This is a genomic window from Streptomyces sp. NPDC008121 (genome assembly GCF_042957155.1).
Taxonomy (GTDB): Bacteria; Actinomycetota; Actinomycetes; order Streptomycetales; family Streptomycetaceae; genus Streptomyces.
Map to the genome: position 1 here is coordinate 1 of NZ_JBIBHT010000031.1, position 15,403 is coordinate 15,403.

The following is a 15,403-nucleotide window of genomic DNA, read 5'->3' on the forward strand; positions in this document are numbered from 1 at the left end:
GGAACAACTCCCACAACTCATCCGGCACCAGCCGCTCGGCAAGACTCGTCATGCCCAGCACAACGAGCCAAACCGCCAAAGGAAACGACGTCTTACTACGACCGCAAACGCCGAGAGGGCAAACACCACGTCGCCGCTCTCATCGCGCTCGCCCGACGCCGCATCGACGTCCTCTTCGCCATGCTCCGCGACGGCACCTTCTACCACCCCCCCCCACACCGGCTACGGCTTGACGAAAACCACGGAGGCACCTTCCAGCAACATGACTCGGATGCCGCGCCCTGGTCGGCATTTCGCATGGCCGGACTCTGGCATTCTGTGGCGTTGTGTGACAATTCTGGAGAGAACGTCCTTGAGGGGTGCGCTTGAACGCGGGGAAGCAGAACGGCACGACGAGGACCGCCGCCGGAGTCTCGGTCGCGGTGCTTCTGCTTCTGACTGGGTGTGAGGTGCCCGGCATGCCGGAGGTCTACCGGCCGGCCCGTCCCGCCACCGGAGGGCCGTACACCTTCTACGTGAGCCCCGGCGGCGACGACCGGAACGACGGCATGTCGCCGGAGAAGCCCTGGCGGACGCTCGGCCGGGCCGATGAGGCGCGCTATCAGCCCGGCGACCGGCTGCTGCTCAAGGGCGGCGGGCGGTTCCGCGGCAGCCTCTCGCTGGGCAGGGAGGAGGCAGGCAGTCCGACGCGGCCTGTCGTGATCGATTCCTACGGCACGGGCCGCGCCACCATCGCTCCGCGCGGCACGTCAGGCATCACCGTGCACGACACGGCCGGCGTGGAGATCAGGAACATCGTGCTGGTCGGCGACCGCAGGGCGCTGCGCGAAGGAGTGGGGGTCGCCTTCCGGAATACGCTCCCCGGCGCCCGTCGACTCGATCACGTCAGACTCAGCAACGTGGAGGCCCGGGGGTTCCAGAACGGCATCAGCGTCGGCGCGGAGAAGGACGCCGTCGCCGGCTACGGTGACGTGCGGATCACCGATGTCGCCGTGCACCACAACCTCGAGGCGGGACTGGCCTTCTACGGGCCCGCGTTCAGACCCGGCCGCCCCGCCTATGCGCACGCGGGGCTCCGGATCGAACGGGTCAAGGCGTATTCCAACGCAGGCGACCCGCTGAGCGAGGACCGCAACACCGGCAGCGGGATCGCGCTTGGCAGCGTCCGGGACGCCACGGTAACGGGCTCGGAGGCGCACGACAACGGCGCACGGTCCGCCGCAGGTGCGGAGGAGGGCCCTGAGGGTATCTGGGTGTACGACTCCACCCGCGTGGTGCTGGAGAAGAACAGCTCCTACCGCAACCGCACCGGCTCACGGGTCGACGGCGGCGGTTTCGGCCTCGACAACAACGTGTCGTCCTCGGTGATGCAGTACAACCTCGCGTACGGCAACGACGGGCCGGGATTCCTCGTCTACTCCGGCCAGCCGACCGGCGCCCACAGGGACAACATCGTCCGCTTCAACATGAGCTGGGACGATGCACGCAAGCTGCCCGAGTACGGCGGCATCGTCGCCTATGGCTCCCGCATGATGAACCTGGACATCTACCACAACACGGTCGTGATGCGGACCGAGGGCCTGCCCTCCGCGCAGACCGCGGGTAACCGGCCGCCGGCGCTCCGGCTGCGCGACGGCATGCGCGACGTGCGCATCCACAACAACATCTTCGCCACCGACGGCGGCCCCCTGGTCGAGACCCAGTCGGCGTACGGCCCGAACACGCTCCGGCTCCAGGGTAACGACTACTACAGCTCGGGCACGTGGGTACTGGGGTGGGGCACGGAGCGCTTCACGTCGCTGGACGGGTGGCGCACCGCTTCCCGCCAGGAGATGCTGAACGGCCGGGCGACCGGCTCCACCGACGACCCCTGCCTGCCTGGCCTGGCCGCCCCGGTCAGTGACCGGGCGAGCGCCGGGGACCTGGTGCCCCGCTGCCAGGACGAGGTGCCCGTGGGCCTCGCCCCGAAGGCGCTGGGCGTCGACCTGGGCCCGGTCGACTACTTCGGCAACCCGTTCCCGAAGGCGCTGACAGTCGGAGCGGTGCAGTCCGCCGTCCAGCCCGGCACTGCCGGCTGAACCGGACAGCGCTTCGCCCTGCCGCCCTGCCGAGAGCCGGGCGGCCCAGCGTCCGATGGCCGCCGCCGTCGGGGATCCGGCCGAGTTTCTTCACGTCGACGTGGATCAGCTCGCCGGGCCGTTCGCGTTCGTAGCGGCGGATGACTGTTCCGGTCGGGCGGTCGATGAAGGCCAGCCGGTTGAGCCGGTGGCGGGTCAGGATGCGGTGCACGGTCGAGGCGGGCAGGCCCAGGATCGGGCCGATGCGGGCAGGGCCGAGTTTGTGGCTCTGCCGCAGGCCGCAGATGCTGGCTTCGACCGCGGCCGCAGTCGGTACGGCGTCGTGCGCGGCCGGCTCGGCCGGTCGTGCAGACCCGCGTCGCCCTCGGCCCGCGACCGGCGGATCCATTTGTGGGCCGTGGCCCGGGAGATACCCATCTCGGCGGCCACGTGGGCGGCCGGACGGCCTGAGCAGACACGTTCGACCAGCAGTCTCCTACCGAAGACGGTCAGCCGGGCATTACGGTGGGGCACGAAGACCTCCGTGCGGTGAGTTCCTAGACAGCTCCCACCACACCGGAGGTCTTCGCCATGTTCAAGACCTACCGCGTGTCAACAACGCTCGTGATCAATACATCTGGGCCCTGGAGGCCGGGAGTGCCGGCAGCCCCGTCGCCGCGGTGCGGCCCGGCTTACCGGCGGGGGAGGCGATCGTGGACCGCAGCGGCTCCCCGTCCCGGGCGGCCGACAGCCGGTCGGACAGCGCGCCCGTCGGCCCGTACGGCAGCGGGTCCGTGGGGGAGGGGCGGCCCAGAGCCTTGACGGTCCAGCCGGCCGCCCGCCACTCGTCGTGCGCGAGCGCGTTGCGCCCGTCGATGAGGACCGGCTCGCGCACCACGCGGGCCAGATTGACGGGGTCCACCTCGCGGTACTCGCCCCACTCGGTGAGGTGGAGCACGAGCTGCGCATGCCGGCATGCCGTCAGCAGGTCCGCGGTGTGCTGAAGCTGCGGGTGGGCGCGCCGGGCGTTCGCGGTGCCCTCCGGGTCGTGCACCCTGACCTCGGCGCCCAGCCCGTGCAGCGCAGCCGCGACCGCCAAGGCCGGCGAGTCGCGGACGTCGTCGCTGTTGGGCTTGAACGTGGCGCCCAGGACGGTCACCCGGCGGCCGGCCGCGTCACCGCCGAGCAGTCGGCGGGCCAGGGCGACGGTCCGGTCCCGCTGCCGCTTGTTGATCGCGTCGACCTGGTCGAGGAACGCCACCGCGGGCCCGACGCCGAGCTCCTGGGCGCGGGCTGTGAAGGCCCGGATGTCCTTGGGCAGGCAGCCGCCGCCGAAGCCCACGCCGGCGTTGAGGAACCGCCGGCCGATCCGGCTGTCGTGGCCGAGGGCGTCGGCGAGGGTGGCCACGTCCGCGCCCGCCGCGTCGCAGACCTCGGCCATGGCGTTGACGAACGAGATCTTGGTGGCGAGGAAGGAGTTGGCCGCCACCTTCACCAGCTCGGCAGTGTTCGGATCCGTGCTGATGTACGGGACCCCCGTCCCTAGGATCGGGGCGTACACCCGGCGCAGTGTCTCGTCGGCCTGCCGGCTGGTCACCCCCGCGACGAGCCGGTCGGGCCGCAGCGTGTCCTCGACCGCGAAGCCCTCGCGCAGGAACTCGGGGTTCCACGCCACCTCTGCCCGCACGTCGGCCGGTGTGAGTCCCGCGAGGCGTGCGGTCAGGCGCGCGGTCGTGCCCACCGGAACGGTCGACTTGCCGACCACCAGGCACGAGGCGGGCAGATGCGGCGCTAGCCCGTCGGCCACGGCGTCCACGTACCGCAGGTCGGCCGCCTGGGAGCCGGCTCGCTGCGGCGTGCCCACGCAGATGAAGTGGACCTCGCCGTGCAGCGCCGCCTCGCGGAGGCTGGTGGTGAAACGCAGGCGTCCGGAGGCGAGCGCCCGGGTCAGGACGTCGCCGAGTCCTGGTTCGTAGAACGGCGGCTGGCCCTCAGTGAGGGCCGTGATCTTCTCGACGTCGACGTCCATACCGAGGACGTCGTGGCCGATCTCGGCCATGCACGCGGCGTGCACGGCTCCGAGGTATCCCGTGCCGATGACGGTCAAGCGCATGCGTTGTTCTCCTGTCTGGGCGGAGGGGTACGGGAGGTGTCAGGGGGCGTAGCCGGACGGGTTCTGCTGCTGGAAGTTCCACGCGTCGCGGCACATCGCGGTCAGGTCACGCCGCGCGGTCCAGCCCCAGGCCGCGGCGACCCTCGCCGGATCGGCGACGAGTTCGGCGACGTCGCCGGGCCGGCGTCCGCTCACCCGGTACGGGATCGGCCGCCCCGAGACCCGCTCGAAGGTGCGCACGAGGTCGAGGACGGACGCGCCGCGCCCGGTACCGAGGTTGAAGACCCGCATTCCGGGCTCGTCGTCGATGTGGTCGAGAGCCGCGCGATGTCCCTCGGCGACGTCGACGACATGCACGTAGTCGCGGATCCCGGTGCCGTCCGGCGTGGGGAAGTTGTCGCCGAACACGCTGAGCTCCTCGCGGCGTCCGACGGCGACCTGGGTGAGGAACGGCATGATGTTGTTCGGCACGCCGAGCGGGTCCTCGCCGAGCAGTCCGCTGGGGTGGGCGCCGACGGGATTGAAGTACCGCAGCGCCAGCACCCGCAGTCCCGGCACGTGCCGGCACAGGTCGGCGAGGATCCGCTCGCAGGTCCACTTGGTGGTGGCGTAGGGGTTCGTCGGGGTGACCGGGGACTCCTCGGTCAGCGGGACGATGGTGGTGTCGCCGTAGACCGAGCAGGACGAGGAGAACACCAGCCTGTGGACCCCGTGGTCGTGCATCGCCGAGACCAGGGCCGTGGTGCCGCCGACATTGATGTCGTAGTACGTGAGCGGGATCCGCACCGACTCCCCGACGGCTTTCTTCGCCGCGAAGTGGACTACCGCGTCGATCGGGTGGCTCGCGAAGACGGTGTCCAGGGCGCGCCGGTCGCGCACGTCCGCGGTGTGGGCCGCGGCGATCGGGCGGCCCGCGATCTTCGCGACGCGTTCGAGTGCCTGGGGGGAGCTGTTGGAGTGGTCGTCGATCACGACGACCTCGTGGCCGGAGCGGAGCAGTTCGACACAGGTGTGGCTGCCGATGAAACCGGCGCCGCCGGTGACCAGGACCGTCTGGGGCACGGGGAATCTCATTTCTCGATCGGCCGCGGGGGCCGTCACCAGGCGTAGAAGCCGGTGAGGTAGGTGGGGAAGAGGGCGACGGCGAGTCCCAGCGGCAGCAGGCACAGCAGGCCGGCGACGAGCGGGAGCGCGGCCGTGCGCAGCGCGCGGAGGACGCAGGCACCGGTCGCGCGCGCGGTCTCCTTGACGTGGAGCACGCCGATCGCGAGAGTCACGACGCTGTACGAGGCGGAGCCCAGGATGCACAGGAAGACGTAGCCGACGGCGGGACCGGTGAGCAGGCCGACCAGGGCCGATCCCGACAGGAAGCTGGTGATCAGCAGGTAGGGGGCGACGGAGCGCAGCTGGAGCGGCTCCAGGCCGTCACGCTTCTTCGGCGTGACCTTGAAGGTGATCTGACGGGGCCGCAGCTTCTGCATCACCGCGGCGAGCACGCCCCACGCGACGTAGGGCCAGCGGGAGAGCCCGAAGAGCCAGATCTCCCAGCTGAAGACGGGGGAGTCCTTGGGGCGGAGCAGACCGCGGCGGCGGCAGAGCAGGGTCAGCAGGATCAGCCAGAGGGACATGCTCCAGAAATGCGCCAGGAAGTCGACATAGTTGACGTCGATCCAGGGGGCGCCAGTGATCGCGGCGATCGGCGGCAGCAGGATGCCCATGACGGTGGCCACGGCCAGCAGCGGGTAGAACATCAGCACCACGCCGAAGCGCAGCCGCAGCTTGAGGGGCATCCGGCCCAGATGGCGCGGCAGCATGCCCAGCAGCATCACGGCCAGGCTGCGCGACCACTGGAACTCCTGGGTGATCATCGCGCCGAAGGTGAGCGGGCCCTCACCGTGCGCCTCCGCATCGATCGCGAACGCGCCCTGCCAGCCGGCCGAGCTGAGCAGGAAGGTGGTCGAGAAATCCTCGGCGAGCTCGGGGCCGAGACCGCCGATGTCACGGAGCGCCTGGGTGCGGACTGCGTAGTGCGAGCCGATGCACACGGGCGCGAGGCCGCCGGAGTGCCCCAGCTGTACGGCCCCGTGGAACATGGCCTCGCGCTGCAGTCGGCCCCGGGCCGCCCAGGAGTCATCGGCATTGGAGTCGCAGACGCTGGGGGCGGCGACATAGCCGATGGCAGAGTCGGCGAAGGGCCGTACCACCTCGGCCAGGTACCGGGGCCCGGGGACGTGGTCGCAGTCGAGCTGGGCGACCACGTCGTAGTGGGCGTAACCCCAGTGGTCGTAAAAGAAGGCGAGGTTGCCCTCCTTGCACCGCGTGCGCCGCGGCCAGTCGGCCCGGTGGTAGTCGATACGGCCGCGCCGGCAGGAGACGTTGATGCCGTGCTCCCAGCACCACTCGAAGATTTCGTCGGTGGGGTCCTCGTCGCACAGCCAGACGTGGTAGGCGTATGGGAAGTCCTGGTCGAGCATCGCCTCCAGCGTGGTGCGGGCGAGGTCCCAGCTCTCCGACGGAGCGCGGGTGACAACGAACGCGGTGCGCAGCGCCGGTACGGCGACGGCCGGATCGAACCGCCGCATCCGGATCAGAGCTACGAGGAAGTACACGGGCAGGTAGGTCAGGTACAGCAGCAGGGCACTGTTGATGATCAGGCCGGGCCAGCCGATGCGGTGTGACGGCTGGAGCCACCACGTCCAGAACCAGGCCAGGCAGGCCGCCCAGCCGAGGGACAGCACCGCGACGAGAACGCGGTCGGAGCGCGAGAACGCCCGTACGAAACTGGCGGGAAGGGCGGTGAGTCGGCGCGACGGCAGCGCGAGGACGGGGCCGTCCGGACCGATGGAGGCCACCGCACCGTTCGACAGGTCTCGGATCTCCTTGCCCAGCGCGTCCCATTCCTCCGGTGAGCCGGGGTCCGGGGAGGGGAGCGGAAGTTCCTGGATAGTGCCGGGGTCTTGCTCCAACGACGTCATGGCAGCGAGTTCTCCAGGCGGTGCAACGGCGGACCTTGAATCGGGGGAGGGGGAATCCAGGCGGCCGCGGCACGGCCGGCGCACCGGCCGGCCGCGGCGCCGGGATCAGCCGTCCGAGGCGGACGGTCCGAGTGCGGCGGTGGAAGCCACGGCAGGGCCGGCGGCCGCCGGGCCCGGGATGCTCTGCTGCAAGCCGGGCCCGCCCCCCACCATGGCCAGCGGGACCGTGTCGCTCTGGGCGCCGCGGATCGCCGCGGCCGACGCGGTGAGCCGCTCCGGACGGGCGCGGAAGTATGCCACGGTCCGGCGCAAGCCCTCGGTAATGTCGATCTCCGGCTCCCAGCCCAGCTCCTCGCGGGCCCGGGCGATCACCGGGCGGCGGCGGGCCGGGTCGTCGACCGGCAGCGAATGGTGCTTCACCTCGGAGGCGGAGCCGGTCATCGCCAGGACGATTGAGGCGAGTTCGGAGACGGTGCGCTCGACGGGGTTGCCGAGGTTGAACGGGCCCATTGCTGAGGAGTCGAGGAGCGCGAGGAGCCCACGGACCAGGTCGTCGACGTAGCAAAAGCTCCGGGTCTGCCTGCCGTCTCCGTAAATGGTGAGCGGTTCACCGGTGAGGGCCTGGGTGATGAAGCTGGAGACCACCCTGCCGTCGTGCGGGCGCATCCGCGGACCGTAGGTGTTGAAGATCCGCGCGATGCCGACATCGAGGCGGTGCGTGCGGCGATACGCGGCAGACACCGCCTCGGCGTATCGTTTCGCCTCGTCGTAGACGCTGCGGGGCCCGATGGAGTTGACGTTGCCCCAGTACGCTTCCTCCTGCGGATGCACCAGGGGATCGCCGTAGACCTCGCTCGTCGAGGCGAGGATGAAGCGGGCGCCGTGACGCAGGGCCAGACGCAGGGCGTTCTCGGTGCCCCGGCTGCCGACCGCGAGGGTCTCCAGCGGACGGCGCAAGTAGTCGGGCGGGGAGGCAGGCGACGCAAGGTGGGCGACGGCATCGACGCGGCCGGCGGCCTCCACGCCCTCGCTCACGTCGGCGTGCAGGAATTCGAAGGACGGCTCCGACAGAAGATGGGCGATGTTCTCGGGGTCACCGGTCGAGAAATCGTCCAGGCACACCACCGAGTCGCCGCGCCGCAAGAGTGCCTCGCACAGGTGCGACCCAAGGAAACCACCGCCACCTGTCACGGCAACGCGCATGTGTTTCTCCAGAAATGAGAAGTGGTACGGCCGCACCCCGTGCGTCCGGTCAGCCACAGGGCAGATGACCGGACGATCTGACATGCGGAGCACCCTCGTAATTGCAGGACGAGAGTACGGCCATACGTAGACATTTCCGGGGAGGCAAATCGGGCACTGGACCGTTCGGCGGATACCGCCGGGGCCCGCCCACGGGGCCGCTGCCCAATCCGGAATTGCGCCCGCATCCGGAACCGGGCGGTTCGCCGGTGTCACACTCAGGGGTGAGACTGAGTCGCGTACGCCCGGCGCCCGGGTTCCGGCCTCAGCGCCGGCGTGCGCCGGCGGCGGACACCGGAACCCGCCACCCCCCTGTGCGGTCAACCCTCACGGCCCCCCGCACACCGCCCGTCCCAACCAGGAACTCCGCCAGAGTGCCGCTACCCCAATCGTGGTGAAGTACGACTGATACCCGACCTCACCGTCCACCAAGCAGCCGGCCATCGGCTCGACGAAGTACAGGTCGCCCGCGCCGCGGTACAGGCCCCCCGCAGCCCACGCTGCGATTCCCCCGCGCGGGGACGATCGCGGCCGCGCTGCCCGGCGGGTCCCCGCGTAGACCGGGTGCGGCCGGCGGGAGACGAACCACGCAGGCCTTCAGGGGTGCGTCATGGCTCGCCGCGAGGACCTCGGGGAACAGCCGGCGTCAGCGGACGGGCCTGGAAGCTGGCGCGGTAGCGCTGGGTGAGTGGTTCCGTGCCGGATTGCACGCGGGGGTTGTAACCGTTGCCTGGTGCGAACACCGGGGCATCTCCGCTGGCCGGGCCAGCTGCGGATACCCCCCAACCACGCAGATGCCCCGCCCGTCCTCCGCATCAACAGCAGACCCCGCCACACCCTACAGAGCTGCACCTGGAATCACTCCCGGCCTGCGGCTATTGAGGATGAAAAGGAATCAATGGCTTCGCGAAAGTAAATCATGGGTGGATTCGGTGCCCACCGGGCCGAAGGAAGGAGTGAACCCTTCCGGAGGGGACGTCATCTTCTTCAGGTTATTCACGATCTGCTCTTCTGCGGGAACGTATCGCCACTTGGTCAATTACGGCGCCATATTCCACGGTGCCCGCCCCAAACCGCGTAGTTAGCACGCTGGCTAGCTGCTTCATCCTGTCTCAAGCGTGCCTATGGTGATCAGCCGCTTGCTTGCTATGCGCTCCAGGCCAGGCACCTCTAGAACTGCATTCCAGGAACTACGTGCGTCGATGACTGCCTGCCCCCATGTCTGCGATGCGGCCCGCGTCCGGGGGAATGCAAGGCGGCGTTGCGCCGAGGTGACGGGCCGCAGGAGCACCGTGTCACGGTGCCGGCAGTGGTCAGTGGACGCACTTGAAGCGGGGCGGACGGTCGAGGGCGCAGCGGGCTTGCGGTGGGCTGTGCTCCTCCTCCCGGATGAAGCTTCCGGGGATTCCTTTGTGTCCCTGCTCCACGGGCAATACATGGTGATCGGCCGAGGTCCCTCGCCCGTGTTCCCTGTGGAGGCCGTCATGATGTCAGCACCCGCCCGTCATTCCCTCGTGTGGCTTCTGGCCGCAGGGTCCCTGGCCAGTACCGCCAGCTCGGTCCAGGCAACTGACAAAGACAGACGTGTGCACGTGGTCCTGCCGGGCCCTGGCGCCCCGATTCAGGCCGCTGTGAACCGAGCCCGTCCGGGAGACACGGTCCTCGTCCGCCCTGGCCGCTACCGCGAGACCGTGGTGGTGTCCAAGCCCCTGACCGTCATCGGCTCCGGCCAGGGCGAACGAGGCAGCCTTCTGACGCCCCCTGCCGGGTCAGGGAACGGTCCGTGCGGTGCGCCGTCAGGCTTCTGCATCACATCAGGCGCGCCAGCGGAGCGAACGGTGCGCAACGTAACTATCAAAAACTTTCGCATCCAGGACTTCGCAGGGAGCGGTGTCATCGGCATCGGCACGGAACGGCTCACCGTGAATGCGGTCAAGGCCGTAGACGACGAAGAGTATGGCGTGGCTTCCTTCCTAGGGCGGAAAACCGTCATCGCTGAAAGCACTGCCACCGGTGCTGAGGAGGCCGGACTGTATATCGGTGACTCACCGCATTCGCAGTCCAGGATCAGCGGCAACAGCGCCTTCGGGAACGGTGACGGCCTCCTCATCCGGGACTCAACAGACGTCACGGTCTCGCGGAACGCGTTGACGGACAACTGCGTCGGCCTCCTCGCAGCAAGCACGCAAGGCGCCTCAAGCGGACGGCTCGACATCCGCCATAACAAGGTGCACCGCAACACCGAGGCATGTCCTGCTCAAGAGATTGTTCCCCAGCGGTCCGGGATGGGAATCGCCATCGCCGGCAGCTTCGCGGTGCGCGTACACGGCAATGACGTCCGCGACAACAGGCCCACCGGTCCCACTGCCGCCTCCGGAGGCATCGTTGTTGTCTCCACAGCGGCCCTGGGGGGTGCAGATCCGCAGGATGTACAAGTCACCCGCAACACCGCGCTGAACAACGAGGCTGCCGACCTGGTGTGGGACCTCACGGGCAGCGGCATTGTGTTCAAGAACAACAGAAAGCGTACGTCCATCCCGCCCGGCTTGGACTGACTCTGCCAGTCCCTGGCCGGGAGATCTCAAGGAGTTCACGCGTCCGTTTGACGTTGTGACGCGCGGTTTTCTCCGGTTCGATGAACGGGTCCACGTTCACCGGGTCTCCGTTTCCGCGGAAACCTGGGCTTGATTCGCCTTGACGGACACTGTTGGTGTGGGGGTCGGGCCGCCACAGCGGTCTCGTATCCGGCGGGGCTGCGGTAGCCGAGGCTCATGTGGAGCCGGTGCAAGTTGAACCAGCTCTCGATCGATCAATTCGAATACCGGGGAGTGAGCGGCGGCCCCGCTGGACCAGGGCGGCTGTAGAGGACCTCCTGGCCATGACCGACCAGCAGGGCCAGCAGCAGCGCGGGTTCCCCGCCGGTCATGTCGATGGCCCAGGTGACCGCGCGGCCGTCGGCAAGGTCCAGGACGTGCCCGACCAGTTTCAGCAACTCGGGCTCGTCGTCGGCCACCCGCCGCGACAGCAGCGTCTTGTCTTCTGAGTCCAGGGCAAGGCTGTGATGACTCTTACCGCTGTCGATCCCCACCCATATCCGGCTCATCCTGCTCCTGACGTGCGTGTTTATTCGGTTCCTACCACGGACGAACTCGCGGGCACCGCTCTACAGCGACAGATTCGCACTTCCTAATCGGCGGCCGAGTCGTCGTAGGGTACTGAGCGGCGAAGCCAGGAGAGCCACGGACCGGCAGTGACCTGATAGCCACACCCAGTACCCCTGGCGACCCACCCTACGAATGGCTCGATCAACCCGAGCAAGAAGGTAGAGCGCCCTGACCGACAGAGCGGTCACCCCGTCGGCACAGCTCAACGATCCCGGCAGGAATCCGGCGCGAACGAGCGGCGAGGACGCGGCTTCCTCCTCTTCCCCATGCTCTCCATGATGAACATCATCCTTCCGGGGCTGAACCCCCTGATCTGATGTCCGTCAAAGCAAAGTAAGCCCACCAGAGGCATGTCCGCTCCGTCGGGTTACTCCCAGAGCACGAACCGGAGCAAACTCACCTGGCCCGGGCCGCAGAGGTATTCCCGATTGCCGCTTCCAGTGACTACCAGCAGCGGCTCGTGCACATGCTCAAAGAGAAACGAGCTGAGCAGGCGCTTGACTTCTGGCAGCGCGGCCTTTTCGACTGGCCCGAAGCTAAGCGCGCGATCTCCTTCAGGAAAGCGGCCTGCCTTCATGGTGTGCAAGGTCAGCCACTCGTTCTCCATCCAGAGCTGAGCAACGTACTGCGGTGACTGCGGCATGCCGCCATAATGACACCCGGTTGCTGCACGCCCGCACCGGAGAACCGGAGAGGCGATATTCGTCCCCGGTATGGCGGGACGTATAAACCGATCGGCATGCCGTCCGTCGGCTCGCCAGCGGCAGAGCCGAGGTGAGTGGCAGAGGACGGTGCTGCCCCCGAAGCCGGACGCGAGGCCCTTCGGGACTGGGCACGCTCGCGCCGGTCGTCGGGGCGGTGTGCGCGGCAGCTTTCCATCCGGGACGGGGCTCGCAGGTGGCCCTTGAGGTGGGGCGACCGCGACGCACGGCCGACGGCGGCTGCGGCGGAATGACGCTGCTCGGCATGGTCGGGGCGGCTGCACGCGATGCCTACTGCGGCACTGCCCCGGCCTGCAGCGTCCAGGCGTACCGTCCACCGGCGCCCCGGCACCTGTTCTTCGAGTTCGCTCACCATTGGCCTGTGTCATCCCGGCCTTCCTGTTGTCCTGTGCCCTCCTCGCGGCTAGTCCCCGCCGTGCCGGGCGGCTAGGCCACCATGGGCGGACGTAGGAGCAAAGGCAGGTGACCTCATTTGCTTCGGACTGGAGGACTTGCGGAGCAGTCCGGTTGTCTGCGCTCGGGCGGTGCGCCGTCCAGGAAGTCTTGGATCTCTCCGCAGGCGGGTCGTGCCCGAAGGCCGTGTGACTTCGTTTTCAGCCTCCATTCCCTCCAGGGAAGGCCTGGCCGGCGCAGGCTCCTCGCCGCCCGGATCGGGAAGTGCTGGTTCCTTCCACGACACCTCGACGTCTCCGACGTGGGATCTCATTGACGCGTGTAGCACGCCTCGACCGGAGCCGTTGAGTTCGGCGACGGCCTGCCCTCATCAGCCCGGACAGCCGCAGCGGCCCGCCGGTGAATCTGGCAGGCCGTCGCGGCAGAATGCGGGCTAACGGACGATGCTCAGCACTGTCTCCTGGCCAGGTATCGCTGCGTGGCCCTCACTCCTGAGACCGCCTTCGCTTACGATATTGTGCTTCACGTGTGACCCTCCGATAGGGGTTGACCACGTCTCGTAGGTCACCTTGCCCCATGGGTCCGCGAAGGTCAGCTGGACAGTCGGCGGTTGTACGGTGAAGTGCCCCGTAACCCCGTATGACTTTGTCTGACCGGGTTCAAGAACGTCCAGAGGCCTGGGAACCCATTTTCCGATGTTGTGCTCGATGGCTTGCTCGTAGGTCCAGGAGGAGGGGGTGACCTTCACCTGGATGAGGGTCTGGGTGTAGTTCGTCTTGTTATGGATCTGCACCGTGTTGTGGGCGGTCTGTGCCTTGACACCCTCCGGCTCGGCCCGCTCGGTTTCTGCTGCGGCCGAAGCCGCCGCAGCCTGTGTGGGCTGATCGGTAGCGGATGCTGCTCCTGCAAGTCCGGTGGCCAGACAGGCGGCCGCCGCCGCTGTAACAGCTGCTTTCCACGTGAATCGCATGGCGGGACCTTCCGTTGCAGGATCGGTGCTTTTCGCCTCAAGACTCCCAAAAAGGGCGCGACGGCACATCCGGCGCGAGGGCCTTTCCTCGGCCACCACCTGCCAGTCAATCGGAGGACAGGCAGGTGACGGCCGGGACCATCCGCGAGCTGCGGCAGCAGCTCAGGCTCCCTGTGTCTGACGGCGCCAGACGTTCCGGCGAGGGCGATCCAGGTCCAGGCGGCGCCCGGGGAGGCAGGCGACGTGTGGCCCTGGCCGTAAATGCAAGAAGGCCGTCTACGAATGCTGATGACTCGCCTCCCCCGCTCACCTGACAGTACTAAGGGAAAGAAGGCCTGCCCTTCTTCCTGACCCTCCTGGATCCGGCGAGGCGTGTACGACGCTCAGATCGCCGCAGCGCCCGGCTGGCGCGGTCGTCCGGGCGGCGGCGCAGCTCGGTCTACAGGTGCCGGCGGATGAGGTCGGCCGGCGTCCCGCCTCGGCGGTGAACGCGGGCACGCTGTCCTGCGCTGAGTGGCACCCTGCATGCGCTTTGTATAGCTCAGAGGTCGTTTTCTCCCGTTGTTTCATCCTGAAATCTGGTGTTTGGTCTGCAGTGTCGGGTCGCGCCAGGAGATGGCGTTCTCGCTGGTGAGGCGGCGGGTCATGAGGTCGGTCATGGCGATGTGGATCACGGCTTCGGAGCGGGTGGGCAGGGTTTCGTAGTCGCGTGCCAGGCGGCGGTGGAGCATGAGCCAGCCGTAGGTCCGCTCGACTGCCCACCGTTTCGGAATCGGAGTGAAACCCCTGGTCCCAGGCTTGCGGGCGGTGATCTCCATGTCGATGCCGAGGGTAGCGGCGTGCTCGACGAGGTGCTGGCGGTATCCGCCGTCGACCCAGACCTTCCGAATGCCCGGATGCTCGGCGGCGACCTGGTCCAGGAGCCGGGTGCCGGCGACGGAATCCTGCACGCTGGCCGCGGTGACCAGCACGGCGAGGAGGAGCCCGAGTTTGTCGGTGACGATGCTCCGCTTCCTGCCGACGATCTTCTTGCCCGCGTCGATGCCCTGGCCTGCGGCGGGCACGCTGGTGGAGGTCTTCACGCTCTGCGCGTCGATCACACACGCCGACGGCTCGCCGTCCCGCCCCTCCTTCTCCCGCAGAAGCTGCCGGAGAAGGCCGTTGAGCTGGGCGAACATGCCTGCGTCGGCCCATTTGGCGAAATAGCCATAGACCGTGTTCCAGTGCGGGAAGTCGTGCGGGAGGTAGCGCCACTGCACCCCGGTGCGGTCCACATACAAGATCGCGTCCATGATGTCGCGCAGATCGTGCTCGGGCGGCCGGCCGAAAGCCAGAGCCCTGCCACGGCGCTCCAAGCGCCAGGCCGAGAGCACGGGCTCGATCAACTCCCAGCGGGCATCGGACAGATCACTCGGATACGGACGTCGCTTCGGCATGCTTCCGGCGTACCGCGCCGGACCGAATGCGCCCAGGCGCAGAGCGATGACGACGGAAGCACACGATCGCGGAGACCGGACATCCTGGGATGAGACAGAAGTACGTAGCCTTCCGCCCCATCCACAACTCCACCCGTCCCACAGGGATCGACCGCCTCCACGACCTCAGCTGCACTGCAACCCTGCACTCCGAGAATCCGCTGATAAGCAGGCAGTGCAGATGAAAACGACCTCTTAGTGGGCGTTTACGTAGCACTTTTCTCGTATGCGAGGTCTGCTCATGCCCCAGTTTGATCGCCTCTGCCCGGTAGGAGGTGTGCATCCCCACCCG

At 68.3% G+C, this 15,403-nt stretch carries 9 protein-coding genes and 3 pseudogenes; 3 read left to right on the forward strand and 9 right to left on the reverse strand.

Going from position 1 to position 15,403, the window contains the following annotated elements; translation table 11 throughout:
* Nucleotides 1-90: 90 nt before the first annotated feature.
* Nucleotides 91-369: pseudogene (locus ACFZBD_RS34520) on the forward strand (hypothetical protein); the annotation flags it as partial.
* Between the two features lie 89 nt (nt 370-458).
* Nucleotides 459-2,078, forward strand: a complete 1,620-nt coding sequence (locus ACFZBD_RS34525) for a right-handed parallel beta-helix repeat-containing protein (protein ID WP_391147578.1) — start codon at nt 459-461, stop codon at nt 2,076-2,078.
* Nucleotide 2,079: 1 nt separating this feature from the next.
* On the opposite strand, the pseudogene ACFZBD_RS34530 reads toward ACFZBD_RS34525, so the two are convergent.
* From ACFZBD_RS34530 to ACFZBD_RS34550, 5 genes and pseudogenes are all read right to left on the reverse strand, one after another.
* A pseudogene (locus ACFZBD_RS34530) lies at nt 2,080-2,591 on the reverse strand (leucine zipper domain-containing protein); the annotation flags it as partial.
* A 94-nt stretch (nt 2,592-2,685) separates the two neighbouring features.
* Nucleotides 2,686-4,170: a nucleotide sugar dehydrogenase gene (locus ACFZBD_RS34535; protein ID WP_391147581.1), complete on the reverse strand. Its 1,485-nt coding sequence runs from the start codon at nt 4,168-4,170 to the stop codon at nt 2,686-2,688.
* Between the two features lie 39 nt (nt 4,171-4,209).
* Nucleotides 4,210-5,232 carry a UDP-glucose 4-epimerase GalE gene (gene galE, locus ACFZBD_RS34540; RefSeq protein ID WP_391147584.1) on the reverse strand — a complete coding sequence of 341 codons (1,023 nt, stop codon included), beginning with the start codon at nt 5,230-5,232 and terminating at the stop codon, nt 4,210-4,212.
* Nucleotides 5,233-5,267: 35 nt separating this feature from the next.
* Nucleotides 5,268-7,145, reverse strand: coding sequence for a glycosyltransferase family 2 protein (locus ACFZBD_RS34545; RefSeq protein ID WP_391147586.1), 1,878 nt, complete (start codon nt 7,143-7,145; stop codon nt 5,268-5,270).
* A 105-nt stretch (nt 7,146-7,250) separates the two neighbouring features.
* A complete protein-coding gene (locus tag ACFZBD_RS34550; protein ID WP_391147598.1) occupies nt 7,251-8,348 on the reverse strand; it encodes an NAD-dependent epimerase/dehydratase family protein in 1,098 nt (365 codons plus the stop codon).
* A 1,877-nt stretch (nt 8,349-10,225) separates the two neighbouring features.
* Between ACFZBD_RS34550 and ACFZBD_RS34555 the strand changes: the two genes are divergently transcribed.
* Nucleotides 10,226-10,942: a right-handed parallel beta-helix repeat-containing protein gene (locus ACFZBD_RS34555; protein WP_391147588.1), complete on the forward strand. Its 717-nt coding sequence runs from the start codon at nt 10,226-10,228 to the stop codon at nt 10,940-10,942.
* A gap of 305 nt (nt 10,943-11,247) precedes the next feature.
* Here the strand turns inward: ACFZBD_RS34555 and ACFZBD_RS34560 are convergent.
* From ACFZBD_RS34560 to ACFZBD_RS34575, 4 genes and pseudogenes are all read right to left on the reverse strand, one after another.
* Nucleotides 11,248-11,490 (reverse strand): annotated as a pseudogene (locus ACFZBD_RS34560) (transposase); the annotation flags it as partial.
* Between the two features lie 428 nt (nt 11,491-11,918).
* Entirely contained in the window at nt 11,919-12,194 is a 276-nt protein-coding gene (locus tag ACFZBD_RS34565; RefSeq protein WP_391147591.1) for a hypothetical protein, read from the reverse strand.
* 905 nt (nt 12,195-13,099) lie between these two features.
* Nucleotides 13,100-13,636 carry a hypothetical protein gene (locus ACFZBD_RS34570; protein ID WP_391147594.1) on the reverse strand — a complete coding sequence of 179 codons (537 nt, stop codon included), beginning with the start codon at nt 13,634-13,636 and terminating at the stop codon, nt 13,100-13,102.
* Nucleotides 13,637-14,202: 566 nt separating this feature from the next.
* A complete protein-coding gene (locus ACFZBD_RS34575) occupies nt 14,203-15,072 on the reverse strand; it encodes an IS5 family transposase (RefSeq protein WP_391147596.1) in 870 nt (289 codons plus the stop codon).
* Nucleotides 15,073-15,403 lie beyond the last annotated feature (331 nt).

Coding starts and splice junctions, on each gene's coding strand:
- ACFZBD_RS34550 (WP_391147598.1), bottom strand. CDS start 8,348: ATGCGCGTTGCCGTGACAGGTGGCGGTGGTTTCCTTGGGTCGCACCTG.
- ACFZBD_RS34570 (WP_391147594.1), bottom strand. CDS start 13,636: ATGCGATTCACGTGGAAAGCAGCTGTTACAGCGGCGGCGGCCGCCTGT.
- ACFZBD_RS34575 (WP_391147596.1), bottom strand. CDS start 15,072: ATGCCGAAGCGACGTCCGTATCCGAGTGATCTGTCCGATGCCCGCTGG.
- ACFZBD_RS34535 (WP_391147581.1), bottom strand. CDS start 4,170: ATGCGCTTGACCGTCATCGGCACGGGATACCTCGGAGCCGTGCACGCC.
- ACFZBD_RS34525 (WP_391147578.1), top strand. CDS start 459: ATGCCGGAGGTCTACCGGCCGGCCCGTCCCGCCACCGGAGGGCCGTAC.
- ACFZBD_RS34565 (WP_391147591.1), bottom strand. CDS start 12,194: ATGCCGCAGTCACCGCAGTACGTTGCTCAGCTCTGGATGGAGAACGAG.
- ACFZBD_RS34545 (WP_391147586.1), bottom strand. CDS start 7,145: ATGACGTCGTTGGAGCAAGACCCCGGCACTATCCAGGAACTTCCGCTC.